Source organism: Pseudomonas fragi (assembly GCF_025426255.1).
GTDB lineage: Bacteria > Pseudomonadota > Gammaproteobacteria > Pseudomonadales > Pseudomonadaceae > Aquipseudomonas > Aquipseudomonas kulmbachensis.
Genome location: NZ_CP104861.1, coordinates 517,879 through 542,678, shown reverse-complemented (window position 1 = coordinate 542,678; position 24,800 = coordinate 517,879). Strand labels below are relative to the sequence as shown.

35 protein-coding genes are annotated in these 24,800 nt (G+C 54.2%); 1 reads left to right on the top strand and 34 read right to left on the bottom strand.

All coding sequences use genetic code 11. The features are described from left to right. Positions 1-207: 207 nt before the first annotated feature. Both N7D90_RS02625 and N7D90_RS02620 read right to left on the bottom strand, forming a co-directional pair. Positions 208-735, bottom strand: coding sequence for a single-stranded DNA-binding protein (locus N7D90_RS02625; RefSeq protein ID WP_261740745.1), 528 nt, complete (start codon positions 733-735; stop codon positions 208-210). A 9-nt stretch (positions 736-744) separates the two neighbouring features. Further along, positions 745-2,136, bottom strand: a complete 1,392-nt coding sequence (locus tag N7D90_RS02620) for an MFS transporter (protein ID WP_261740744.1) — start codon at positions 2,134-2,136, stop codon at positions 745-747. A 197-nt stretch (positions 2,137-2,333) separates the two neighbouring features. On the opposite strand from N7D90_RS02620, the gene uvrA reads away from it, so the two are divergent. Further along, entirely contained in the window at positions 2,334-5,168 is a 2,835-nt protein-coding gene (gene uvrA / locus N7D90_RS02615) for an excinuclease ABC subunit UvrA (protein WP_261740743.1), read from the top strand. 181 nt (positions 5,169-5,349) lie between these two features. Here uvrA and bfr read toward each other — a convergent pair whose 3' ends face one another. The 32 genes from bfr to fusA all read right to left on the bottom strand — a co-directional run bounded on the left by bfr (position 5,350) and on the right by fusA (position 24,782). Then, positions 5,350-5,814, bottom strand: coding sequence for a bacterioferritin (bfr, locus tag N7D90_RS02610; RefSeq protein WP_261740742.1), 465 nt, complete (start codon positions 5,812-5,814; stop codon positions 5,350-5,352). A gap of 155 nt (positions 5,815-5,969) precedes the next feature. Then, the gene (locus N7D90_RS02605) at positions 5,970-7,418 is read right to left on the bottom strand and encodes a catalase (RefSeq protein WP_261740741.1); all 1,449 of its coding nucleotides are present in this window, start codon (positions 7,416-7,418) and stop codon (positions 5,970-5,972) included. A gap of 173 nt (positions 7,419-7,591) precedes the next feature. Beyond that, complete coding sequence (gene rplQ, locus N7D90_RS02600; protein WP_003444357.1) at positions 7,592-7,978, bottom strand: 50S ribosomal protein L17; 387 nt, start codon at positions 7,976-7,978, stop codon at positions 7,592-7,594. Positions 7,979-8,020: 42 nt separating this feature from the next. After that, positions 8,021-9,022 carry a DNA-directed RNA polymerase subunit alpha gene (locus tag N7D90_RS02595; protein WP_003176403.1) on the bottom strand — a complete coding sequence of 334 codons (1,002 nt, stop codon included), beginning with the start codon at positions 9,020-9,022 and terminating at the stop codon, positions 8,021-8,023. Positions 9,023-9,044: 22 nt separating this feature from the next. Beyond that, the gene (rpsD, locus tag N7D90_RS02590; protein WP_003444359.1) at positions 9,045-9,665 is read right to left on the bottom strand and encodes a 30S ribosomal protein S4; all 621 of its coding nucleotides are present in this window, start codon (positions 9,663-9,665) and stop codon (positions 9,045-9,047) included. A gap of 18 nt (positions 9,666-9,683) precedes the next feature. Further along, complete coding sequence (gene rpsK, locus N7D90_RS02585; RefSeq protein ID WP_002555466.1) at positions 9,684-10,073, bottom strand: 30S ribosomal protein S11; 390 nt, start codon at positions 10,071-10,073, stop codon at positions 9,684-9,686. Between the two features lie 30 nt (positions 10,074-10,103). After that, the gene (gene rpsM, locus N7D90_RS02580) at positions 10,104-10,460 is read right to left on the bottom strand and encodes a 30S ribosomal protein S13 (RefSeq protein ID WP_016779184.1); all 357 of its coding nucleotides are present in this window, start codon (positions 10,458-10,460) and stop codon (positions 10,104-10,106) included. Between the two features lie 129 nt (positions 10,461-10,589). Continuing rightward, positions 10,590-10,706: a 50S ribosomal protein L36 gene (gene rpmJ, locus N7D90_RS02575; protein ID WP_002555468.1), complete on the bottom strand. Its 117-nt coding sequence runs from the start codon at positions 10,704-10,706 to the stop codon at positions 10,590-10,592. A gap of 32 nt (positions 10,707-10,738) precedes the next feature. Beyond that, positions 10,739-12,067 (bottom strand): preprotein translocase subunit SecY, encoded by a 1,329-nt coding sequence (gene secY, locus N7D90_RS02570; RefSeq protein ID WP_003444361.1) that lies wholly within the window; start codon positions 12,065-12,067, stop codon positions 10,739-10,741. Next, positions 12,068-12,505, bottom strand: a complete 438-nt coding sequence (rplO, locus tag N7D90_RS02565; RefSeq protein WP_003444362.1) for a 50S ribosomal protein L15 — start codon at positions 12,503-12,505, stop codon at positions 12,068-12,070. Positions 12,506-12,508: 3 nt separating this feature from the next. Next, positions 12,509-12,685: a 50S ribosomal protein L30 gene (rpmD, locus tag N7D90_RS02560; protein ID WP_003444363.1), complete on the bottom strand. Its 177-nt coding sequence runs from the start codon at positions 12,683-12,685 to the stop codon at positions 12,509-12,511. Between the two features lie 2 nt (positions 12,686-12,687). Then, a complete protein-coding gene (gene rpsE / locus N7D90_RS02555; RefSeq protein WP_003186035.1) occupies positions 12,688-13,188 on the bottom strand; it encodes a 30S ribosomal protein S5 in 501 nt (166 codons plus the stop codon). 3 nt (positions 13,189-13,191) lie between these two features. Continuing rightward, a complete protein-coding gene (rplR, locus tag N7D90_RS02550) occupies positions 13,192-13,542 on the bottom strand; it encodes a 50S ribosomal protein L18 (protein WP_016779181.1) in 351 nt (116 codons plus the stop codon). Positions 13,543-13,552: 10 nt separating this feature from the next. After that, positions 13,553-14,086, bottom strand: a complete 534-nt coding sequence (gene rplF / locus N7D90_RS02545) for a 50S ribosomal protein L6 (RefSeq protein ID WP_261740740.1) — start codon at positions 14,084-14,086, stop codon at positions 13,553-13,555. A 12-nt stretch (positions 14,087-14,098) separates the two neighbouring features. Continuing rightward, positions 14,099-14,491, bottom strand: coding sequence for a 30S ribosomal protein S8 (gene rpsH / locus N7D90_RS02540; protein ID WP_003444366.1), 393 nt, complete (start codon positions 14,489-14,491; stop codon positions 14,099-14,101). A gap of 212 nt (positions 14,492-14,703) precedes the next feature. Next, positions 14,704-15,009 (bottom strand): 30S ribosomal protein S14, encoded by a 306-nt coding sequence (rpsN, locus tag N7D90_RS02535; RefSeq protein ID WP_019409906.1) that lies wholly within the window; start codon positions 15,007-15,009, stop codon positions 14,704-14,706. A 13-nt stretch (positions 15,010-15,022) separates the two neighbouring features. Then, positions 15,023-15,562, bottom strand: a complete 540-nt coding sequence (gene rplE / locus N7D90_RS02530) for a 50S ribosomal protein L5 (protein ID WP_003444368.1) — start codon at positions 15,560-15,562, stop codon at positions 15,023-15,025. 22 nt (positions 15,563-15,584) lie between these two features. Further along, the gene (rplX, locus tag N7D90_RS02525) at positions 15,585-15,899 is read right to left on the bottom strand and encodes a 50S ribosomal protein L24 (protein ID WP_003444369.1); all 315 of its coding nucleotides are present in this window, start codon (positions 15,897-15,899) and stop codon (positions 15,585-15,587) included. An 11-nt stretch (positions 15,900-15,910) separates the two neighbouring features. After that, the gene (gene rplN / locus N7D90_RS02520) at positions 15,911-16,279 is read right to left on the bottom strand and encodes a 50S ribosomal protein L14 (protein WP_002555479.1); all 369 of its coding nucleotides are present in this window, start codon (positions 16,277-16,279) and stop codon (positions 15,911-15,913) included. Between the two features lie 23 nt (positions 16,280-16,302). Then, positions 16,303-16,569 carry a 30S ribosomal protein S17 gene (rpsQ, locus tag N7D90_RS02515; RefSeq protein WP_003194644.1) on the bottom strand — a complete coding sequence of 89 codons (267 nt, stop codon included), beginning with the start codon at positions 16,567-16,569 and terminating at the stop codon, positions 16,303-16,305. A gap of 2 nt (positions 16,570-16,571) precedes the next feature. Further along, entirely contained in the window at positions 16,572-16,763 is a 192-nt protein-coding gene (gene rpmC, locus N7D90_RS02510) for a 50S ribosomal protein L29 (protein ID WP_003444371.1), read from the bottom strand. After that, positions 16,763-17,176 (bottom strand): 50S ribosomal protein L16, encoded by a 414-nt coding sequence (gene rplP, locus N7D90_RS02505; RefSeq protein WP_261740739.1) that lies wholly within the window; start codon positions 17,174-17,176, stop codon positions 16,763-16,765. Before rplP ends, rpmC begins: the two co-directional genes overlap by 1 nt. 12 nt (positions 17,177-17,188) lie before the next feature. Beyond that, positions 17,189-17,875: a 30S ribosomal protein S3 gene (gene rpsC / locus N7D90_RS02500; RefSeq protein ID WP_003176422.1), complete on the bottom strand. Its 687-nt coding sequence runs from the start codon at positions 17,873-17,875 to the stop codon at positions 17,189-17,191. A gap of 13 nt (positions 17,876-17,888) precedes the next feature. Continuing rightward, entirely contained in the window at positions 17,889-18,221 is a 333-nt protein-coding gene (gene rplV / locus N7D90_RS02495; protein ID WP_261742361.1) for a 50S ribosomal protein L22, read from the bottom strand. Between the two features lie 13 nt (positions 18,222-18,234). Then, the gene (gene rpsS / locus N7D90_RS02490; RefSeq protein ID WP_003232420.1) at positions 18,235-18,510 is read right to left on the bottom strand and encodes a 30S ribosomal protein S19; all 276 of its coding nucleotides are present in this window, start codon (positions 18,508-18,510) and stop codon (positions 18,235-18,237) included. 16 nt (positions 18,511-18,526) lie between these two features. After that, a complete protein-coding gene (gene rplB, locus N7D90_RS02485; protein ID WP_019824364.1) occupies positions 18,527-19,351 on the bottom strand; it encodes a 50S ribosomal protein L2 in 825 nt (274 codons plus the stop codon). 14 nt (positions 19,352-19,365) lie between these two features. Beyond that, positions 19,366-19,665 (bottom strand): 50S ribosomal protein L23, encoded by a 300-nt coding sequence (gene rplW / locus N7D90_RS02480; protein ID WP_003444375.1) that lies wholly within the window; start codon positions 19,663-19,665, stop codon positions 19,366-19,368. Next, positions 19,662-20,264: a 50S ribosomal protein L4 gene (gene rplD, locus N7D90_RS02475; protein ID WP_003444376.1), complete on the bottom strand. Its 603-nt coding sequence runs from the start codon at positions 20,262-20,264 to the stop codon at positions 19,662-19,664. Before rplD ends, rplW begins: the two co-directional genes overlap by 4 nt. A gap of 12 nt (positions 20,265-20,276) precedes the next feature. Beyond that, positions 20,277-20,912, bottom strand: coding sequence for a 50S ribosomal protein L3 (gene rplC, locus N7D90_RS02470; protein WP_003444377.1), 636 nt, complete (start codon positions 20,910-20,912; stop codon positions 20,277-20,279). 81 nt (positions 20,913-20,993) lie between these two features. Then, on the bottom strand, positions 20,994-21,305 hold the full coding sequence (gene rpsJ / locus N7D90_RS02465) for a 30S ribosomal protein S10 (protein WP_003186070.1): 312 nt from the start codon (positions 21,303-21,305) through the stop codon (positions 20,994-20,996). Positions 21,306-21,447: 142 nt separating this feature from the next. After that, a complete protein-coding gene (gene tuf / locus N7D90_RS02460) occupies positions 21,448-22,641 on the bottom strand; it encodes an elongation factor Tu (protein WP_003444379.1) in 1,194 nt (397 codons plus the stop codon). 35 nt (positions 22,642-22,676) lie between these two features. Continuing rightward, positions 22,677-24,782 (bottom strand): elongation factor G, encoded by a 2,106-nt coding sequence (gene fusA, locus N7D90_RS02455; RefSeq protein ID WP_261740738.1) that lies wholly within the window; start codon positions 24,780-24,782, stop codon positions 22,677-22,679. Positions 24,783-24,800 lie beyond the last annotated feature (18 nt).

The following is a 24,800-nucleotide window of genomic DNA, read 5'->3' as shown; positions in this document are numbered from 1 at the left end:
ACCCAAGAATCCTTCTGGACATGTCATGCGAGCTGATCGAAACGAACCGCGCCATTCGATTGGCCACTCAATGCGCATATTCCCGGTAGAGCGTAGTCAATCCACGGATCAACCCTGTCGTGCGTGCAAAAAAAAACAATAAAAAAAAACCCCTGACTTGCTTTACACAAGTCAGGGGTTCTTGGGGTGCTAACCGCTTTTTACGGCTTAGAACGGAATATCGTCATCGAAGCTGTCGAAATCCGGAGCAGGTTGTGGTGCCTGCTGTTGTGGCGCTGGACGCGACTGCTGCTGTTGAGGCTGCTGCGGCGCTGGGCGTTGAGCCTGCTGACGCGGAGCGGACTGCTGTTGCTGGTAGTTGTTACCACCCTGGTTTTGCTGATCGCCCTGAGGACGGCCGCCCAGCAGCTGCATGGTGCCTTGCATGTCGACCACGATTTCGGTGGTGTAACGCTTGATACCGTCTTTTTCCCACTCACGGGTTTGCAGCTTGCCTTCGATGTAAACCTGGGAACCCTTGCGCAGGTATTCGCCAGCGATTTCGGCAACTTTGCCGAACATCGATACACGGTGCCATTCAGTCTTTTCGACTTTTTGGCCGGTTTGCTTGTCAGTCCATTGTTCGCTGGTTGCCAGACTCAGGTTGGTCACGGCATTACCGTTAGGCAAGTAGCGAACTTCGGGATCCTGGCCGCATGTGCCGACCAATATAACTTTGTTAACCCCACGGGCCATAACGTTCTCCTAGGCTTCGCACGTCGGCGCTGGGTTAACCAACTGCTCGAGTGTCGCGCGATCCAATAGTTCGGTGTCCAATTTGATATAAATCGCAGACTCTTCAGCCACGATCACTGCATCTGTAACGCCATTAACTGCCTTTAAACGCTCAGCCAGACCTGCTTCGCGCAGCGCCTCGGGCGATAACGGCAGACGCAGGCTTGTTACATATGGTGGTTCACGCATGGTAACAGCAAAGGCTAGCCAGAGTGCAGCCAGACCTGCGCATCCAAGGAACACAACCGACAGACCGCCATGCTGGAACAACCAGCCGCCCAGTATGCCGCCCAGTGCCGAACCGAGGAATTGGCTGGTGGAGTAAACCCCCATCGCCGTACCTTTGCCGCCTGCGGGTGAGACTTTGCTGATCAACGAAGGTAATGATGCTTCCAACAGGTTGAACGCGGTAAAAAACACTACGGTGCCAATCACCAATGCCCGCAAGCTATCGCCGAACTTCCAGAAGAATAGCTCAGTGAGCATCAACGTAACGACGGCGCCGAGTAAAACTCGTTTCATTTTGCGTTTCTTTTCACCGTAGATAATGAACGGGATCATCGCGAAAAATGAAATCAGCAACGCTGTCAGGTATACCCACCAATGCTGTTCCTTGGGCAGGCCGGCTTTTTCGACCAGCGCCAGCGGCAAGGCGATAAAGCTCGACATCAACATGGCGTGTAACACAAAAATGCCAAGATCCAGACGCAACAGGTCGGGGTGACGCAAGGTTGGTAGCAAGGCCTGCTTCGCCACACCGGACTCACGATGCTGCAAGGTACCGGTAGAACGCGGCACCATGAACATCACGATCACAATCCCGCACAGCGCCATTGCCCCCGTCGCCAGAAACAGCCCGGACAAACCGAAGGCACGGGTCAGCAACGGCCCCACGACCATGGCTACGGCAAATGACAAACCGATGGTCATGCCGATCATGGCCATTGCCTTGGTGCGATGTTGTTCACGGGTCAGGTCTGATAGCAATGCCATAACGGCTGCAGAAATAGCACCTGCGCCTTGCAGGACGCGTCCGGCAATTACGCCCCAGATCGAATCGGAATTGGCTGCCAGCACACTGCCCAGGGCGAAGACGATCAACCCCAGATAAATGACCGGGCGCCGTCCAATACGATCAGAAATCATACCAAACGGGATCTGAAAAATGGCTTGGGTCAGGCCATAAGCGCCAATTGCCAAACCGATCAGGGCAGGCGTCGCACCGGCGAGGTCCATCCCATAGGTTGCCAGGACCGGCAACACCATAAACATGCCCAGCATACGGAAGGCGAACACAAGGGCCAGACCGCTTGCTGCTCGGGTCTCGCCGCTGCTCATGCGTTCGCTGTGGGGATCGTGCATGGAAAAACCTCATGTGAACCGGCGGCGATTCTATCAGTCCCATCGAGTAACAGCACATACACGAGAGTGCCGCGACGCTTTGTCACGCAAAAGTTATAAAGGCTGCTTGAATGACATCGTGCCATCAAGGCCTGCACACCTTTCGCACAGATCCGTATACTCATTCGTTTACGTTATGCCCGCCAAGCGAGGCCGCAGTGGACAAGATCCTGATACGTGGGGCACGAACCCACAACCTGAAGAACATCGACCTGACCCTGCCAAGGGACAAACTGATCGTCATCACCGGACTGTCTGGCTCCGGCAAATCATCCCTGGCGTTTGACACTTTGTATGCCGAAGGCCAGCGGCGCTATGTCGAATCGCTGTCAGCGTATGCCCGGCAGTTTTTGTCGATGATGGAAAAGCCTGACGTCGATACCATCGAAGGTCTGTCGCCAGCGATTTCTATCGAACAGAAATCGACTTCGCACAACCCGCGCTCCACTGTCGGCACCATCACCGAAATTTACGATTACCTGCGCCTGTTGTATGCCCGCGTGGGTATCCCTCGTTGCCCGGATCACGACATCCCTCTGGAAGCCCAGACGGTCAGCCAAATGGTCGATCTGGTGCTGGCGCAGCCTGAGGGCAGCAAGCTGATGTTGCTGGCGCCGGTAATTCGCGAGCGCAAGGGGGAACACCTTTCCGTATTTGAAGAGCTGCGCGCTCAGGGCTTTGTTCGAGCCCGCGTAAACGGCAAGCTCTGTGAACTTGATGAGCTACCTAAACTCGACAAACAAAAGAAGCACACCATTGATGTGGTGGTCGACCGCTTTAAAGTGCGCGCGGACTTGCAGCAGCGTTTGGCTGAGTCGTTCGAGACTGCACTGAAGCTGGCTGACGGCATTGCCCTGGTCGCGCCAATGGACGACGAGCCGGGCGAAGAGCTGATCTTCTCCGCGCGCTTCGCCTGCCCGATCTGCGGCCACGCGATCAGTGAGCTGGAACCCAAGCTGTTTTCCTTCAACAACCCGGCAGGCGCATGTCCGACCTGTGACGGCCTTGGGGTCAAGCAGTTCTTCGATATCAAACGTCTGGTCAATGGCGAACTGACGCTGGCCGAAGGCGCCATACGTGGCTGGGACCGGCGCAACGTCTATTACTTCCAGATGCTCGGAGCGCTGGCCAAGCATTACGACTTCAGCCTTGAAGTCCCGTTCAACGAGCTGGCGGCCGAGAAGCAAAAAGTCATTCTGTATGGCAGCGGCACGCAAAATGTTGATTTCCGTTATCTGAATGATCGCGGCGACATTGTTAAACGCGCGCATCCGTTTGAAGGCATCGTGCCGAACCTTGAGCGCCGCTATCGCGAAACCGAATCGGCTACCGTGCGCGAAGAACTGGCCAAGTTCCTGAGTACTCAGTCTTGCCCCGATTGCCGTGGTACACGCCTGCGCCGTGAGGCACGTCATGTTTGGGTTGGCGAAAAAACCCTGCCGGCCGTAACCAATATGCCTATTGGCGATGCGACTGAGTACTTCAGCACGCTGAGCCTAACCGGGCGTCGTGGTGAAATCGCCGACAAGATCCTCAAGGAAATTCGCGAGCGCCTGCAGTTCCTGGTGAATGTGGGGCTGGACTATCTGTCGCTGGATCGGAGTGCCGATACGCTGTCGGGCGGCGAAGCTCAGCGTATTCGTTTGGCCAGCCAGATCGGCGCGGGCCTGGTCGGGGTGCTATATATCCTCGACGAGCCCTCTATCGGCTTGCATCAACGTGATAACGATCGTTTGCTGGGCACCCTCAAGCATCTGCGCGATATCGGTAACACGGTGATTGTGGTGGAGCATGACGAGGACGCGATTCGGCTGGCCGACTATGTGGTTGATATTGGCCCGGGCGCGGGTGTGCATGGCGGTCATATCGTTGCACAAGGCACCCCGGCTGAAGTCATGGCTCACCCCGACTCATTGACCGGTAAATACCTGTCGGGCCGGGTGAAGATCGCCGTGCCCGCCAAGCGCACGCCCCGCAACAAAAAGCTGACGCTGTCGCTCAAGGGCGCCCGCGGCAACAACTTGCGCAATGTGGACCTGGAAATTCCGATTGGCCTGTTGACCTGCGTGACCGGGGTTTCGGGTTCGGGCAAGTCGACCCTGATCAACAACACCCTCTACCCGCTCAGCGCCACGGCACTCAATGGCGCAACCACACTGGAAGCGGCTGCTCACGACAGCATCAAGGGGCTTGAGCATCTGGACAAGGTCGTCGATATCGACCAAAGCCCGATTGGCCGTACGCCGCGCTCCAACCCTGCAACTTACACCGGGCTGTTTACACCGATCCGCGAGTTGTTCTCGGGCGTACCGGAATCACGCTCGCGGGGCTACGGTCCTGGCCGTTTCTCCTTCAACGTGAAGGGCGGACGCTGCGAGGCCTGTCAGGGCGATGGCTTGATCAAGGTAGAAATGCACTTTCTGCCAGACATCTACGTGCCTTGCGATGTGTGTAAGAGCAAGCGCTATAACCGCGAAACCCTTGAGATCAAATACAAGGGCAAGAACATCCACGAAGTGCTGGAAATGACCATCGAAGAAGCGCGAGTGTTCTTCGATGCCGTCCCTGCACTGGCGCGTAAGCTGCAAACGTTGATGGATGTAGGTCTGTCGTACATCAAGCTGGGTCAGTCCGCCACGACGCTGTCAGGCGGTGAGGCGCAACGGGTGAAATTGTCCCGCGAGCTGTCCAAGCGCGATACCGGCAAGACACTGTATATCCTCGACGAGCCGACAACGGGTTTGCACTTTGCCGATATTCAGCAATTGCTGGATGTGCTGCATCGACTGCGTGATCACGGCAATACCGTCGTAGTGATCGAACACAACCTGGACGTTATCAAGACTGCCGACTGGTTAGTGGATCTCGGTCCGGAAGGCGGCTCCAAGGGTGGGCAGATTATTGCTACCGGCACACCTGAGGATGTAGCCGAAATGAAGCAATCACATACCGGCTTCTATCTGAAACCGCTATTGATTCGCGACAGGGATTAAATCGAGGTATGAAAAAGCCCCTGTCATCGTGAGATGGCAGGGGCTTTTTACTCAGCGCAAATCAAGCTCTTGTGGGAACTGGCTTGCCTGCGATGGCAGCGGCGCGGTAAATCAGATAGACCGCGTTGCCTCTATCGCGGGCAAGCGCGCCCACAAAACACTTGAGCGCACCTGCCTGAAATCAGAACTGCGATTGCAGGTAGTTCTGCAGGCCAATCGATTTGATCAGGCCCAGCTGCTTTTCCAGCCAGTAGGTATGATCTTCTTCGGTATCTGCCAACTGAATACGCAGCATGTCGCGGCTCACGTAGTCCTGGTGCAGCTCGCACAGCGCAATGCCCTTGCACAGTGCGGCACGCACCTTGTACTCAAGGCGCAAGTCCGCAGCGAACATTTCAGGCACTGTTGTGCCTACATCCAGGTCGTCCGGGCGCATGCGCGGCGTGCCTTCGAGCATCAGAATCCGGCGCATCAACGCATCAGCGTGTTGTGCCTCTTCTTCCATTTCGTGATTGATACGCTCGTACAGCTTGGTAAAGCCCCAGTCCTCGTACATACGGGAATGGACAAAGTATTGGTCACGTGCAGCCAGCTCGCCGGTCAGCAACGTATTGAGGTAATCGATTACTTGCGGGTGCCCTAGCATCGGCCCACATCTCCCTGCTTCAAAGAATGTAGTTTGAACCAAGCAGACCGAGAGGTCACGGCCAAATCGCAATAAAAACCCTGTTTGGCAGAGAAAATGGCGTTAAAAAACGCAAAAACCGCCCATTTGAGGGCGGTTCTGCTTCTCACTTAGAGTTAGTTACTCTGTACACCCAACGCTTTTGCAACACCCTCACCATAAGCCTGATCGGCATTATAGAAATGCTGTAGCTGACGCTGCACAACATCGTCCGATACCCCGGCCATGGCACCTGCAATGTTGTTGATCAACAGGGCTTTCTGATCTTCATTCATCAGACGGAACAGCGCACCGGCATGGCTGTAGTAATCGCTGTCTACACGATGATCGTAACGCTCAGCTGCGCCACTCAGGGCCAAAGGCGGCTCAGCGTACTGAGGTGCTTGTTTTGGCGCATCACCATAGCTGTTTGGCTCGTAGTTTGGTGCAGCTCCACCATTGTTGCCAAAGGCCATCGAGCCATCGCGCTGATAGTTGTGCACAGGCACTCGTGGCGCGTTGATCGGCAAGTGCTGGTGGTTGGTGCCTACACGGTAGCGATGGGCATCCGCATACGCGAACACACGGCCTTGCAGCATGCGGTCGGGCGACAGCCCCACACCCGGGATCATGTTGCTGGGGCCAAACGCGGCTTGCTCGACTTCAGCAAAGTAGTTGAGCGGATTGCGGTTCAACTCCAGCTCACCGATTTCAATCAGCGGAAACTCTTTCTGCGACCAGGTTTTGGTGACGTCGAACGGGTTTTCGTAGTGCGCGGCAGCTTGTGCTTCGGTCATGACCTGCATGCAGACGCGCCATTTCGGGAAGTCACCGCGCTCAATGGCACCAAACAAGTCGCGCTGAGCATAGTCCGGGTCAGTGCCTGCTAGTCGTGCAGCCTCTGCAGGCGCCAGGTTCTTGATGCCTTGCTTGGTTTTGTAGTGCCATTTGACCCAATGACGCTCACCCGCAGCATTGATCAGGCTGTAGGTGTGGCTGCCAAAGCCATGCATGTGACGGTAGCCATCTGGAATACCACGATCAGAAAACAGGATGGTGACCTGGTGCAGCGACTCAGGCGAGTGCGACCAGAAGTCCCACATCATCTGCGCACTTTTCAGGTTGCTCTGTGGCAGGCGTTTTTGGGTGTGGATAAAGTCGGGAAACTTCAGAGGGTCCCGTATGAAGAACACGGGCGTATTGTTGCCCACGATGTCCCAGTTACCTTCTTCGGTATAAAACTTGAGGGCAAAGCCACGCGGATCACGCTCGGTATCTGCCGAACCGCGCTCACCGCCTACCGTAGAAAAGCGCAGAAACGTAGGGGTTTGCTTGCCGATGGTGTCGAACAGCTTGGCGCTGCTGTACTGAGCCATGTCGCGGGTAACGGTGAAGGTGCCATGTGCGCCTGAACCCTTGGCGTGTACACGACGTTCCGGAATGTTCTCACGGTTGAAATGCGCGAGCTTTTCGATCAGATGAAAATCGTCAAGCAGCAAAGGGCCACGAGGGCCAGCAGAACGAGAATTCTGGTTATCAGCAACTGGAGCGCCGCTGGCGGTTGTAAGCGTTTTGGTCTGGCTCATGTGTTTGCTTCCTCAGTCAGTCTTTGTACTGCCGGCTAATCGGCTGAGGAGGAGTATTGACCATGATCTACGCACGGGCAAATGCATTAAATGATCACAATCAATAGAAAAGCATAATCAGACAGACACAAAAAACCGGGCACTAGGCCCGGTTCTTTGTAGAGACTGACGTCTTACTCAGCGGATACAGCTTCACCGCCAACTGGACGATCAACCAACTCGACGTACGCCATAGGCGCGTTGTCGCCAGCGCGGAAACCGCACTTGAGGATGCGCAGGTAGCCACCCTCACGAGTTGCATAACGCTTGCCCAGATCGTTGAACAGCTTACCAACGATGGCTTTCGAACGCGTACGGTCGAAGGCCAGACGGCGGTTAGCCAGACAATCATTCTTGGCCAGAGTAATCAGCGGCTCAGCAACGCGACGCAATTCTTTGGCTTTCGGCAGAGTCGTTTTGATCAGCTCGTGCTCAAACAACGACACTGCCATGTTTTGAAACATAGCCTTGCGGTGGGAGCTAGTGCGGCTCAGGTGACGACCACTTTTACGATGACGCATGGTTCATTCCTTACCAAACACAACGTTCGGTGATTACGACGATCAGGCAGTCGCCTTGTCGTCCTTCTTAAGACTTGCAGGCGGCCAGTTGTCGAGGCGCATGCCGAGGGACAGACCACGGGAGGCCAGAACGTCCTTGATTTCAGTCAAGGATTTCTTGCCCAGGTTCGGAGTCTTCAACAGTTCTACTTCGGTGCGCTGAATCAGGTCACCGATGTAGTAAATGTTCTCCGCCTTAAGGCAGTTGGCCGAACGCACGGTCAGTTCCAGATCGTCAACAGGACGAAGCAGGATCGGATCGATCTCGTCTTCCTGCTCGATTACCACTGGCTCGCTGTCACCTTTGAGGTCGACGAATGCAGCCAACTGCTGTTGCAGAATGGTTGCAGCACGACGAATGGCCTCTTCAGGATCCAGTGTACCGTTGGTTTCCAGATCAATAACCAGCTTGTCCAGGTTGGTACGCTGCTCGACACGGGCGTTTTCCACCACGTATGCGATACGGCGAACCGGGCTGAACGAAGAATCAAGCTGCAAGCGACCAATGCTGCGGCTTTCGTCTTCATCGCTCTGACGCGAGTCTGCTGGTTCATAACCACGACCACGAGCTACGGTGAGCTTCATGTTCAAGGCGCCGTTAGACGCCAGGTTGGCGATTACGTGATCGGGATTAACGATCTCGACATCATGATCCAGCTGAATATCGGCAGCGGTAACCACCCCCGAACCCTTCTTCGACAAGGTCAGCGTAACTTCGTCACGGCCGTGCAGCTTGATAGCCAGACCTTTAAGGTTCAACAGGATTTCAATTACGTCTTCCTGTACACCTTCGATGGCGCTGTACTCGTGGAGCACACCGTCAATCTCGGCCTCGACTACTGCACAGCCTGGCATTGAGGACAACAGGATGCGGCGCAGCGCGTTGCCCAGGGTGTGGCCAAAACCACGCTCGAGAGGCTCGAGTGTGATTTTAGCGCGGGTTGGACTGACAACTTGCACATCAATATGGCGAGGTGTCAGGAACTCATTTACCGAAATCTGCATGGATGCACCTATTTTCTAGCCCTTACTTGGAGTAGAGCTCGACAATCAGGCTTTCGTTGATGTCGGCGGACAGATCACTGCGAGCAGGAACGTTCTTGAAAACGCCCGACTTCTTCTCAGTGTCTACTTCTACCCATTCTACGCGGCCACGTTGGGCACACAGATCGAGAGCTTGGACAATGCGAAGCTGGTTCTTTGCTTTCTCGCGGATAGCGACCACGTCACCAGCACGAACCTGGTAGGACGGAACGTTTACGGTCTGACCGTTAACGCTGATCGACTTGTGCGATACCAACTGACGAGATTCGGCACGAGTAGAACCGAAACCCATACGGTATACGACGTTATCCAGGCGGCATTCGAGCAGTTGCAACAGGTTTTCGCCAGTTGCACCTTTCTTGCCAGCAGCTTGTTTGTAGTAGCCGCTGAACTGACGCTCGAGAACGCCGTAGATACGACGGACCTTCTGCTTTTCACGCAGTTGGGTACCGTAGTCGGATTGGCGACCGCGGCGTTGGCCGTGGATGCCTGGAGCAGCTTCAATATTGCACTTCGATTCGATAGCGCGCACACCACTCTTCAGGAAGAGATCGGTGCCTTCACGACGTGCCAGTTTGCATTTTGGACCAATGTAACGAGCCATTCTTTACAGTCTCCTGGATTACACGCGGCGCTTCTTCGGCGGACGGCACCCGTTGTGCGGGATTGGCGTCACGTCGGTGATGCTGGCGATCTTATAGCCACAGCCGTTCAAAGCACGGACAGCGGACTCACGACCTGGACCTGGGCCCTTAACGTTAACGTCAAGGTTTTTCAGGCCATATTCCAGCGCAGCTTGACCAGCACGTTCAGCAGCTACTTGAGCAGCGAACGGGGTGGACTTGCGAGAACCGCGGAAACCCGAACCACCGGAGGTAGCCCAAGAAAGCGCGTTACCCTGACGGTCGGTGATGGTCACGATTGTGTTGTTGAAAGACGCGTGGATGTGGGCGATGCCATCAACCACTGTCTTTTTTACTTTTTTACGAGGACGAGCAGCAGGTTTTGCCATGACTAAATTCCTGTCGATTCGCTGGTGCGATTACTTGCGGATCGGCTTACGCGGACCTTTGCGAGTACGCGCGTTGGTCTTGGTACGCTGACCGCGCACTGGAAGACCACGACGATGGCGCAGACCGCGGTAGCAGCCCAAGTCCATCAAGCGTTTGATTTTCATGTTGACTTCACGACGCAGGTCACCTTCAGTGGTGAACTTTGCCACTTCGCCACGCAGCAACTCAATCTGCTCGTCGCTCAGATCCTTGATCTTAGCGGCTGGGTTTACACCAGCATCCGCACAGATTTTCTGTGAGGTAGTGCGACCAACACCATAGATGTAGGTCAGCGAGATAACAGTGTGCTTGTTATCTGGAATGTTAACGCCTGCAATACGGGCCATTCAGTGGGACTCCAATTGACAGCTACCTACGCCCCGGAAGCCAAGAAATAGGGCGCGAGATAATATCGCTGTAATAACAAATAATCAACCCAGCAGCGCACTAGCTGCTGGGCTTCAAACAGATCACACTCAGCCTTGGCGCTGTTTGTGACGTGGTTCCGCGCTGCAAATTACTCGAACAACACCTTCGCGGCGAATAATCTTGCAGTTACGGCACAGCTTTTTCACCGATGCACGAACTTTCATCACCAACTCCTCTCACCTTACGGGGTAGTACTTCAGCGGAGCATGCCGCTGCCGTAGCCCTTCAGGTTGGCTTTCTTCATCAGGGATTCGTACTGGTGCGAAACGAGGTGCGATTGTACTTGGGACATGAAGTCCATAACAACCACGACCACGATCAGCAACGAGGTCCCGCCAAGGTAGAACGGAACGTTTGCCGCAACCACCAGGAACTGGGGCAACAGGCACACGGCCGTCATATAAAGAGCACCGAACAGAGTCAAACGAGTCAAAACGCCATCAATATAGCGTGCCGACTGCTCACCTGGACGGATACCCGGAATAAAGGCACCGGACTTCTTCAGGTTTTCCGCTACGTCTTTCGGATTGAACATCAACGCCGTATAGAAGAAGCAGAAGAAAATAATCCCTGCACTAAACAGCAGAATATTCAACGGCTGACCAGGAGCGATCGACTGCGAGATGTCCTGCAACCAGCCCATACCTTCAGACTGACCGAACCAGGCACCCAGCGAAGCCGGGAACAGCAAAATGCTGCTCGCAAAAATAGCCGGGATAACGCCGGCCATATTCACTTTCAGCGGTAGGTGGCTAGTCTGCGCAGCAAAGACCTTGCGGCCCTGCTGACGCTTGGCGTAGTGAACAGCAATACGACGCTGGCCACGCTCAATGAACACCACAAAACCGATAATCGCTACTGCCAGCAAACCGATAGCAACCAGAGCGAAGATATTGATATCGCCCTGACGCGCAGACTCGAAAGACTGCCCAATTGCTCTCGGAAGACCGGCGACGATACCCGAAAAAATCAACATCGAGATACCGTTGCCAACACCACGCTCAGTAATCTGCTCACCCAGCCACATCATGAACATTGCACCCGCCACAAAAGTGGTTACTGCAACGAAATGGAAGCCTAGGTCACCAGTGAACGCTACGCCTTGCCCTGCCAGACCAATGGACATGCCAATAGCCTGAACAAGAGCAAGAGCGACAGTGAGGTAGCGGGTGTACTGGCTTATCTTGCGACGTCCAGCTTCACCTTCCTTCTTCAACTGCTCCAGCTGCGGGCTGACAGCGGACATAAGCTGCATGATGATCGATGCCGAAATGTACGGCATGATCCCCAGCGCAAAAATACTCATCCGCTCCAGCGCGCCGCCGGAAAACATGTTGAACAAGCTAAGTATGGTCCCCTCATTCTGTCGAAACAGGTCCGCCAACCGGTCCGGGTTAATACCAGGAACTGGGATGTGTGCGCCTATTCGGTAGACGATAATCGCCAGGAATAGAAAACGCAGTCGAGCCCAGAGCTCGGATAACCCGCCTTTGCTGAGCGCTGAGAGAGCACCTTGCTTAGCCATTTATTCCTCGAACTTGCCGCCAGCTGCTTCGATAGCCGAACGCGCACCTTTGGTGGCGCCGATTCCCTTGCCGATTGTGACAGCGCGAGTAACTTCACCGGACAGCATGATTTTCACACGCAGTACGTTGACGTTGATCACGTTGGCATCTTTCAGGGTCTGCACAGTAACGATGTCGCCTTCCACTTTAGCCAGCTCGGACAAACGCACTTCTGCGCGATCCATGGCTTTCAGGGAAACGAAACCGAACTTAGGCAGACGGCGATGCAGCGGCTGTTGACCGCCTTCAAAGCCTGGAGCAATAGTGCCACCGGAGCGGGAGGACTGACCTTTGTGACCACGGCCACCAGTCTTACCCAAACCACTACCGATACCACGGCCCGGACGATGCTTTTCGCGACGGGAACCCGGCGCTGGACTCAGATCATTGAGTTTCATCGATTAACCCTCTACACGCAGCATGTAGTAAGCCTTGTTGATCATCCCGCGATTCTCGGGAGTATCAAGTACTTCTACAGTGTGACCGATGCGACGCAGACCCAGACCCTTAATGCACAGTTTGTGATTAGGGATGCGGCCGGTCATGCTTTTGATCAGCGTTACTTTAACGGTAGCCATGATCAGAAGATCTCCTTGACGCTTTTGCCACGCTTAGCGGCAATAGATTCAGGAGATTGCATAGCTTTCAAACCTTTAAAAGTGGCGTGAACCACGTTTACCGGGTTAGTCGAGCCGTAGCACTTAGCCAGTACGTTCTGAACGCCAGCAACTTCGAGGACAGCACGCATAGCGCCGCCAGCGATGATACCGGTACCTTCAGAAGCAGGCTGCATGTAAACCTTGGAAGCGCCGTGGGCGGATTTCATGGCGTACTGCAGAGTGGTGCCGTTAAGGTCCACTTGAATCATGTTGCGGCGAGCAGCTTCCATTGCCTTCTGGATCGCAGCAGGCACTTCACGTGACTTGCCACGGCCGAAGCCAACGCGCCCTTTACCATCACCAACCACGGTCAACGCGGTGAAAGTGAAGATACGGCCGCCTTTAACGGTTTTGGCTACGCGGTTAACTTGAACCAGCTTCTCAATGTAGCCTTCGTCGCGCTTTTGGTCGTTATTTGACATAACTTAGAACTCCAGCCCAGCTTCACGAGCAGCCTCAGCCAGCGCTTTCACGCGGCCGTGGTACTTGAAGCCAGAGCGGTCGAAAGCCACCTGCGAGACGCCAGCGGCTTTTGCACGCGTAGCGACCAGCTGGCCAACCTTTGTGGCCGCGTCGATGTTGCCAGTGGCACCATCACGCAGTTCTTTGTCCAAAGTCGAGGCGCTTGCCAAGACTTTGCTGCCGTCGGCCGAGATGACCTGGGCGTATATATGCTGAGCCGAGCGGAACACGCAGAGACGCACGACTTCTAGTTCGTGCATTTTCAGACGTGCTTTGCGAGCGCGACGCAGTCGAGTAACTTTTTTGTCGGTCATTTGCTATGCCCTACTTCTTCTTGGCTTCTTTACGACGGACGACTTCGTCCGCGTAACGTACACCCTTACCTTTATAAGGCTCTGGTGGACGGAAACCGCGGATCTCAGCGGCCACCTGACCTACCAGCTGCTTATCAATACCCTTGATCAGGATATCGGTTTGGCTAGGAGTCTCAGCGGTGATGCCTTCCGGCAACTCGTAATCCACTGGGTGCGAGAAGCCAAGAGCCAGGTTCAGCACTGTGCCTTTTGCTTGCGCTTTGTAACCAACACCGACCAGCTGGAGCTTGCGCTCGAAGCCTTGGCTTACGCCTTGGACCATGTTGTTTACCAACGCACGAGTGGTACCAGCCATTGCGCGAGTTTGTTGATCGCCATTGCGAGCAGCGAAACGCAGCTCACCAGCTTCTTCAACAATCTCAACGGACGAATGGATGTTCAGTTCTAGAGTACCCTTGGTACCCTTCACCGAAAGCTGTTGGCCGGCGAATTTTACTTCGACACCAGCTGGCAGCTTAACGGGGTTCTTAGCGACGCGTGACATGCTTATCCCCCCTTAGAACACAGTGCAAAGAACTTCGCCGCCGACACCGGCAGCGCGCGCAGCACGATCCGTCATCACACCTTTGCTGGTGGAGACGATAGACACACCTAGACCGCCACGAACTTTCGGCAGATCTTCGGAGGACTTGTACTGACGCAGGCCTGGACGGCTAACGCGCTTAACTTCTTCGATAACCGAACGGCCTTCGAAGTATTTCAGCTCGATAGACAGCAGTGGCTTGATTTCGCTGCTGATCTGATAATCCGCGATGTAACCTTCGTCTTTAAGAACTTTGGCTACAGCTACCTTCAACGTGGAAGATGGCATGCTTACGACGGACTTTTCAGCCATCTGGGCATTACGGATTCGAGTTAGCATGTCCGCTAACGGGTCCTGCATACTCATGGGCTAGACGCTCCTGATACAAAAAGAATTAGCCTTGCGGCTACAACTGTCGCCGAGTGACTCGATGCTTAAAAAGCACGGGCTCAGGCGAGCCGGTCATTCTAGACATACGCCAGAAATGAATCAAGCCCCAATAGGGGCTTGATTCATATTCAAGGTCACCGGCTGTCAGGATCTTGCAACCCTGACAGGGATAACTTTGCCTGTACGCCTTACCAGCTGGCTTTAACCAGACCTGGTACGTCACCGCGCATTGCTGCTTCACGCAATTTGTTACGGCCAAGGCCGAACTTGCGGTAAACACCATGCGGACGACCAGTGAGGCGGCAGCGGTTACGCATGCGCGCAGCGCTTGCGTCACGTGGCTGCTTCTGCAGAGCAACTTGAGCTTCCCAACGTGCTTCTGGACTTGCGTTCAGATCAACGATGATAGCTTTCAGCTCAGCACGCTTCTTGGCGAACTTGGCAACCGTGAGCTGACGTTTCAGCTCGCGGTTTTTCATGCTCATCTTAGCCATGGTCCTACTCCAATCAGTTGCGGAACGGGAATTTGAAAGCACGCAGCAAGGCGCGACCCTCATCATCCGTTCGAGCAGTGGTGGTCAGGGTAATGTCCAGACCGCGGAGGGCATCGATTTTGTCGTAGTCGATTTCCGGGAAAATGATCTGCTCTTTAACGCCCATGCTGTAGTTACCACGACCATCGAAGGACTTGGCATTCAGGCCGCGGAAGTCGCGAACCCGAGGCAGGGAGATCGACAGCAGACGATCCAGGAATTCGTACATACGCTCACGGCGCAGAGTAACCTTAACGCCGATCGGCCAGCCTTCGCGAACTTTAAAGCCTGCGATGGACTTGCGAGCGTAGGTCACTACACATTTTTGACCCGTGATTTTTTCCAAATCAGCTACAGCGTGCTCGATGATTTTCTTATCACCGATCGCTTCGCCCAAACCCATGTTCAGGGTGATTTTGGTAACGCGCGGAACTTCCATCACGTTCGAAAGCTTAAGTTCTTCCTTAAGTTTCGGAGCGATTTCCTTCCGGTAAATCTCTTTTAGTCGTGCCATGGTCTTATCTACCTAGCAGTGTTCAAGCATCAACCGCTTTTTGGGTCGACTTGAAGACACGAATTTTCTTGCCTTCTTCTACTTTGAAACCAACGCGGTCAGCCTTGTTGGTTTCGCCGTTGAAGATGGCGACGTTAGAAGCGTCCAGTGGAGCTTCTTTTTCGACGATACCGCCTTGTACGCCCGACATCGGGTTAGGCTTGGTATGACGCTTAACCAGGTTCAGACCGCCAATAACCAGACGGTTGTTAGCGAGAACCTTAAGCACCTTACCGCGCTTACCTTTGTCTTTGCCGGCGATCACGATGATCTCGTCGTCACGACGAATCTTTTGCATGTCGGATCTCCTTACAGCACTTCTGGGGCGAGCGAGACGATCTTCATGAACTTCTCAGTACGAAGTTCACGGGTCACTGGCCCAAAGATACGGGTGCCGATCGGCTCTTGCTTGTTGTTCAGAAGAACAGCAGCGTTGCCATCAAAGCGGATAATGGAGCCATCAGCACGACGTACGCCGTGACGAGTGCGGACTACAACAGCAGTCATCACTTGGCCTTTTTTCACTTTACCGCGAGGAATTGCTTCCTTGACGGTAACTTTGATGATGTCACCGATACCAGCGTAACGACGATGGGAGCCACCCAGCACCTTGATGCACATAACGCGGCGTGCGCCGCTGTTATCGGCCACATCGAGCATGGATTGAGTCTGAATCATATAATTTCTCCGACCCCTAGTCCTTAGACTTCCACAGCGCGTTCGAGAACATCAACCAGTGCCCAAGACTTGGTCTTGGCCATCGGACGAGTTTCACGAATAGTGACTTTGTCGCCGATGTGGCACTGATTGGTTTCGTCGTGCGCGTGCAGCTTAGTCGAACGCTTAACGTATTTACCGTAGATCGGGTGCTTAACGCGACGCTCGATCAAAACGGTGATGGTTTTGTCCATCTTGTCGCTGACAACACGGCCAGTCAGCGTACGGACAGTCTTTTCGGCTTCAGCCATGATTACTTACCTGCCTGCTGTTTGAGCACAGTCTTCACGCGAGCGATGTCACGCTTAACTTGCGAGAGCAGATGCGACTGCCCCAACTGGCCAGTTGCTTTCTGCATACGCAGATTGAACTGGTCGCGCAGCAAGCCGAGCAGTTGCTCGTTCAGCTGCTGTGCGGATTTTTCACGAAGTTCATTCGCTTTCATCACATCACCGTCCGTTTAACAAAGGCGGTGGCGAGCGGCAGCTTTGCAGCAGCCAGGGCAAAAGCCTCACGCGCCAGCTCTTCAGTTACACCCTCGATTTCATACAGGACTTTGCCTGGCTGAATCTGGGCAACCCAGTATTCCACGTTACCCTTACCTTTACCCATACGAACTTCGAGGGGCTTTTTGGAAATAGGCTTGTCCGGGAATACACGGATCCAGATCTTGCCGCCACGTTTAACGTGACGGGTCAGTGCACGACGCGCTGACTCGATCTGACGAGCGGTGAGACGACCACGAGCTACAGACTTCAGCGCATATTCGCCGAAGCTGACTTTGCTACCGCGCAATGCCAAGCCACGGTTGTGGCCTGTCATCTGCTTGCGGAACTTCGTACGCTTTGGTTGCAACATTTGGCGTACCCCTTACTTAGCAGCTTTTTTACGAGGCGCTGGTGCTTGTGGCTTCAGCTCTTCTTGGCGACCACCAATTACTTCGCCTTTGAAGATCCAAACCTTTACACCGATCACACCGTAAGTGGTGTGAGCTTCGTAGTTGGCATAGTCGATGTCGGCACGCAGGGTGTGCAGTGGCACACGACCTTCGCGATACCATTCAGTACGTGCGATTTCAGCACCGCCGAGACGACCGCTCACTTGGATTTTGATGCCTTTGGCACCAATGCGCATAGCGTTCTGTACAGCGCGTTTCATCGCGCGACGGAACATTACACGACGCTCCAGCTGCTGAGCTACGCTCTGCGCAACCAGCATACCGTCGAGTTCCGGCTTGCGGATCTCTTCGATATTGATGTGCACAGGCACACCCATTTGCTTGGTCAGGTCCTGACGCAGTTTCTCAACATCTTCACCTTTCTTCCCGATAACGATACCTGGACGAGCGGTGTGGATGGTGATACGTGCAGTTTGGGCCGGACGATGGATATCGATACGGCTTACGGACGCGCTTTTTAGTTTGTCTTGGAGGTATTCACGCACCTTCAGATCAGCGAACAAATAGTCCGCATAAGTCCGGCCGTCTGCGTACCAGACGGAGGTGTGCTCCTTGACGATTCCCAGGCGAATGCCAATGGGATGTACTTTCTGACCCATCTCTTCGACTCCGTTACTTGTCAGCAACCTTGACAGTGATATGGCAAGACCGCTTGACGATGCGATCAGCGCGGCCTTTGGCACGCGGCATGATTCGCTTCAGCGAACGCCCTTCGTTGACGAAAACAGTGATGACTTTAAGGTCATCAACGTCTGCGCCTTCGTTATGCTCGGCGTTGGCTACGGCCGACTCCAGCACTTTCTTGATGATCTCGGCGGCTTTCTTGTTGCTGAAAGCCAACAGGTTGAGCGCTTCGCCCACCTTCTTCCCGCGGATCTGGTCGGCGACCAAGCGGGCTTTCTGGGCGGAGATTCGAGCGCCCGACAACTTAGCGGCTACTTCCATCATTCCTTACCCCTTAACGCTTGGCTTTCTTGTCTGCCACGTGCCCACGATAAGTGCGGGTACCGGCAAACTCGCCTAGTTTATGGCCAACCATGTCTTCGTTCACAAGAACTGGGACATGAAGACGACCGTTATGCACAGCGATGGTCAAACCGACCATTTGTGGCAGGATCATCGAACGACGCGACCAGGTTTTCACCGGTTTGCGATCGTTCTTTTCCGCCGCCACTTCGATCTTCTTCAGTAGGTGAAGATCAATAAAAGGACCTTTTTTCAGAGAACGTGGCACTGTCGTATCCCTCTATTTACTTGCGACGACGGACGATCATTTTGTCGGTACGCTTATTACCACGAGTCTTCGCGCCCTTAGTCGGGAAGCCCCATGGCGATACCGGATGACGACCACCAGAGGTACGACCTTCACCACCACCATGTGGGTGGTCAACCGGGTTCATGGCAACACCACGAACGGTTGGGCGAACGCCACGCCAGCGTTTGGCACCAGCTTTACCCAGCGAACGCAGGCTGTGCTCGGAGTTCGAGACTTCGCCCAAGGTCGCACGGCATTCAGCCAGTACTTTACGCATTTCACCAGAGCGCAGACGCAGGGTCACGTAGACACCATCACGAGCGACCAGCTGAGCCGAAGCACCAGCGGAACGTGCGATTTGCGCGCCTTTACCCGGCTTCAATTCGATGCCGTGTACGGTGCTACCAACTGGAATGCTGCGCAGTTGCAACTGGTTGCCTGGCTTGATCGGGGCCAAAGCACCCGAGATCAGCTGGTCGCCAGCGCTCACGCCTTTAGGGGCGATGATGTAACGGCGTTCGCCGTCTGCGTACAGCATAAGAGCAATGTGAGCAGTACGGTTTGGATCGTATTCGATACGCTCAACAGTGGCTGGAATGCCATCTTTGTCGTTGCGACGGAAATCGACCAAACGATAATGCTGCTTATGACCACCACCGATGTGACGAGTGGTAATACGGCCATTGTTGTTACGACCACCAGTCTTCGATTTCTTCTCGAGCAGCGGTGCGTGAGGAGCGCCTTTATGCAGCTCCTGGTTGACCACCTTGACCACATGACGGCGGCCAGGGGAAGTCGGTTTGCATTTAACGATTGCCATGATGCACCCCTTCCTTACTCAGCACTGCTGCTGAAATCGAGATCTTGGCCTGGCTGAAGGGAGATTACCGCCTTCTTCCAGTCATTACGCTTGCCCACGCCGCGAGCGGTGCGCTTGCTCTTACCCAGAACGTTCAGGGTAGTAACACGCTCAACTTTCACGCTGAACAGGCTTTCGACGGCCTTCTTGATTTCCAGCTTGGTTGCATCAGTAGCAACCTTGAAAACGAACTGGCCTTTCTTGTCTGCCAGAACCGTAGCCTTCTCGGAAACGTGCGGGCCAAGCAGAACTTTAAATACGCGTTCCTGGTTCATCCCAGCAGCTCCTCGAATTTCTTCACGGCCGACACGGTGATCAACACCTTGTCGTATGCGATCAGACTAACTGGGTCGGAACCTTGCACGTCACGTACATCAACGTGTGGCAGGTTGCGAGCAGCCAGGTACAGGTTCTGATCAACAACTTCAGACACGATCAGGACGTCTGTCAGACCCATGCCATTCAGTTTGTTCAGCAGATCTTTGGTTTTCGGCGCTTCAACTGCGAAGTCCTGAACCACGATCAGACGATCAGTACGAACCAGTTCAGCAAGGATGGAACGCATTGCTGCGCGATACATCTTCTTGTTGAGCTTCTGAGAGTGATCTTGTGGACGAGCTGCGAAAGTAGTACCACCGCCACGCCAGATTGGGCTACGGATAGTACCAGCACGAGCACGGCCAGTACCTTTCTGACGCCAAGGGCGCTTACCGCCACCACGAACGTCGGAACGGGTCTTTTGCTGCTTGCTACCTTGACGGCCGCCGGCCATGTAGGCCACGACTGCTTGGTGAACCAGCGTCTCGTTGAACTCGCCGCCGAACGTCAGTTCGGAAACTTCGATCGCTTGAGCATCATTTACATTTAATTGCATGTCAGCTTCCCCTTAACCGCGAGCCTTGGCCGCCGGACGTACAACCAGGTTGCCGCCAGTAGCGCCAGGAACAGCACCCTTGACCAACAACAGATTGCGTTCAGCGTCGACGCGCACTACTTCGAGGGACTGCACGGTCACGCGCTCAGCGCCCATATGACCGGACATTTTTTTGCCCTTGAATACACGACCAGGAGTCTGGCACTGGCCAATAGAGCCCGGGACGCGGTGGGAAACGGAGTTACCGTGAGTGTTATCTTGGCCACGGAAATTCCAACGCTTGATCGTACCCTGGAAGCCTTTACCTTTGGACTGACCGGTCACATCGACCATCTGACCTGCGGTGAAGATTTCAGCGTTGATCAGATCGCCTGCCTGGTACTCGCCTTCTTCAAGGCGGAATTCCATTACGGTACGACCAGCTGCAACGTTTGCTTTAGCGAAGTGACCCGCTTGAGCAGCAGTTACACGCGAAGCGCGACGCTCGCCGACAGTGACTTGCACTGCACGATAGCCATCGGTTTCTTCAGTTTTGAACTGGGTGACGCGATTCGGCTCGATCTCAATGACCGTAACCGGAATGGAGACACCTTCTTCGGTGAAAATACGGGTCATACCGCATTTACGACCGACTACACCAATAGTCATGTTGTAAACCTCATGAGTGTACGGGGCTTTCACCCGCTATGGCCGCCCATTTCAGAGCGTTACACGACTAAGACCCAAGTCTTAGCCGAGGCTGATCTGCACTTCCACACCGGCCGCAAGATCAAGCTTCATAAGAGCATCAACGGTTTTATCCGTTGGCTGGACGATGTCCAGTACGCGCTTATGAGTACGGATCTCGTACTGGTCACGCGCGTCTTTGTTGACGTGCGGGGAGACCAGAACGGTGAACCGCTCTTTACGGGTAGGCAGTGGAATTGGACCACGCACTTGAGCACCAGTACGTTTCGCGGTTTCCACGATTTCCTGGGTTGATTGGTCGATCAGGCGATGGTCAAAAGCCTTCAACCTGATACGGATTTGCTGATTTTGCATTGGATTTCAGACTCCGATTGCTATTCCCACCGAGCGCAATACGCCCGTTTAAAGGAGGCGCAATTCTATAGATGGCCCAACTGGGTGTCAACTCAATAAAAAAAGCCCCCGCTGAGCGGGGGCTTTTTCAGGCAATCAAAGCTTAAGCAATGATCTTGGCTACTACGCCAGCGCCGACGGTACGACCGCCTTCACGGATTGCGAAACGCAGACCGTCTTCCATTGCGATGGTTTTGATCAGGGTGACAACCATTTTGATGTTGTCGCCTGGCATTACCATTTCAACGCCTTCCGGCAGTTCGCAGTTACCGGTCACGTCAGTGGTCCGGAAGTAGAACTGTGGACGGTAGCCTTTGAAGAACGGAGTGTGACGACCGCCTTCTTCTTTGCTCAACACGTACACTTCAGCTTCGAAGGTAGTGTGCGGCTTAACCGAACCCGGCTTAACCAGAACCTGGCCACGCTCTACGTCGTCACGCTTGGTGCCGCGCAGCAGCACGCCGCAGTTCTCGCCAGCACGACCTTCGTCGAGCAGTTTGCGGAACATTTCAACGCCGGTGCAGGTGGTAACAGTAGTGTCACGCAGACCAACGATTTCCAGCGGATCTTGAACGCGAACGATACCGCGCTCGATACGACCAGTCACAACAGTACCGCGACCGGAGATCGAGAATACGTCTTCGATTGGCATCAGGAACGGCTTGTCGATAACACGAACTGGATCCGGAATGTAAGTATCCAGAGTTTCAACCAGTTTACGAACGGCAGTGGTGCCCATTTCGTTGTCGTCTTTGCCTTCCAGAGCCATACGAGCAGAACCGATGATGATCGGAGTGTCGTCGCCTGGGAAGTCGTAAGTGCTCAGCAGATCGCGCACTTCCATCTCAACCAGTTCCAGCAGCTCAGCGTCGTCTACCAGGTCAGCCTTGTTCAGGAAAACCACGATGTACGGAACGCCAACCTGACGGGACAGCAGGATGTGCTCACGAGTTTGTGGCATCGGACCATCAGCGGCCGAACAAACCAGGATCGCGCCATCCATCTGGGCAGCACCGGTGATCATGTTCTTCACATAGTCAGCGTGACCTGGGCAGTCAACGTGAGCGTAGTGACGGATCAGCGAGTTGTATTCAACGTGTGCAGTGTTGATGGTGATACCACGAGCTTTTTCTTCTGGCGCGCTGTCGATTTTATCGAAGTCAACGATGGCCGAACCGAAAATCTCGGAGCAAACACGAGTCAGAGCTGCAGTCAGCGTGGTTTTACCATGGTCAACGTGACCGATAGTGCCAACGTTGACGTGCGGTAGGGAACGATCAAATTTTTCTTTAGCCACGACAATTAACTCCTTGCCTAAAGGACTGAACTAAATCAGCCTTGTTTTTTAGTAACAGTTTCGACGATGTGCGCCGGAGCTGTATCGTATTTTTTGAATTCCATAGAGTAGCTTGCGCGACCCTGGGACATGGAACGAACGTCGGTCGCATAACCGAACATTTCACCCAACGGAACTTCAGCACGAATTACTTTGCCGGAGACCGTATCTTCCATACCCTGGATCATGCCGCGACGACGATTCAAGTCGCCCATCACGTCACCCATATAGTCTTCAGGTGTAACAACCTCTACCGCCATGATTGGCTCAAGCAGCTCACCACCACCTTTGGAGGCCAGTTGCTTGGTAGCCATGGAAGCAGCCACCTTAAACGCCATCTCGTTGGAGTCGACGTCGTGGTAAGAACCATCAAACACGGTAGCCTTCAGGCCGATCAGCGGATAGCCGGCAACAACACCGTTCTTCATCTGCTCTTCGATACCCTTCTGGATAGCCGGGATGTATTCCTTAGGAACCACACCACCTACCACTTCGTTCACGAACTGCAGACCTTCCTGACCTTCGTCAGCAGGTGCAAAACGGATCCAGCAGTGACCAAACTGGCCACGACCGCCGGATTGACGAACGAACTTGCCTTCGATTTCACACTTCTTCGTGATGCGCTCACGATACGAAACCTGAGGCTTACCGATGTTGGCTTCGACGTTGAACTCACGGCGCATCCGGTCAACCAGGATGTCCAGGTGCAACTCGCCCATGCCAGAGATGATCGTTTGACCAGTCTCTTCATCAGTTTTAACGCGGAAAGATGGATCTTCCTGAGCAAGTTTGCCCAGTGCAACACCCATTTTTTCCTGGTCATCCTTGGTCTTAGGCTCAACGGCAACCGAAATAACCGGCTCCGGGAAGTCCATACGAACCAGAATGATTGGCTTGTCAGCGTTGCACAAAGTCTCACCAGTGGTGACGTCCTTCATGCCGATCAAGGCCGCGATGTCACCAGCGCGTACTTCCTTGATTTCTTCACGGGCGTTTGCGTGCATTTGCACCATACGACCCACGCGCTCTTTCTTGCCTTTAACCGAGTTGATTACGCCGTCGCCGGAGTTCAACACGCCCGAGTAAACTCGAACGAAGGTCAAGGTACCCACGAATGGGTCGGTAGCGATCTTGAACGCCAGAGCCGAGAACGGCTCGCTGTCGTCAGCATGACGCTCCAGTTCGATGCTCTCGTCATCCGGGTCAGTACCCTTGATGGCAGGAATATCAGTCGGAGCTGGCAGGAAGTCGATAACGGCGTCGAGAACCAGGGGAACACCCTTGTTCTTGAAGGAAGAACCGCAAACAGCCAAGACGATCTCACCAGCGATAGTACGCTGACGCAGAGCGGCCTTGATTTCCGCGATGGTGAATTCTTCACCCTCGAGGTACTTGTTCATCAGCTCTTCATTGGCTTCGGCCGCAGCCTGCACCATGTTGTCGCGCCACTCGTCAGCAAGATCTTTCAGCTCAGCTGGAATTTCTTTGCGAACAGGAACCATACCCTTGTCAGCATCGTTCCAGTACACAGCTTCCATGTTGATCAGATCAATCTGACCCTGGAAGTTGTCTTCAGAACCGATAGCCAGCTGGATTGGAACCGGAGTGTGACCCAGACGCTTCTTGATCTGCTCAATAACGCGCAGGAAGTTCGCACCAGCACGGTCCATCTTGTTGACGTAAACAAGACGTGGAACGCCGTATTTGTTGGCTTGACGCCATACGGTTTCCGACTGAGGCTCAACACCCGAGGTACCACAGAACACAACGACAGCGCCGTCGAGTACACGCAGGGAACGTTCAACTTCAATAGTGAAGTCAACGTGGCCCGGGGTATCGATTACGTTGAAGCGATGCTCATCTTTGTACTGCTTGGCAGAACCTTTCCAGAAGGCGGTAATAGCAGCAGAAGTAATGGTAATACCACGCTCCTGCTCCTGCACCATCCAGTCTGTGGTCGCGGCGCCGTCATGCACCTCGCCCATCTTGTGACTTTTGCCAGTGTAAAAAAGGACGCGCTCGGTGGTGGTGGTTTTACCAGCATCCACGTGAGCGACGATACCGATGTTACGGTAGCGACTAATCGGAGTAGTACGAGCCATAAAGCCCTCGCAAAATTA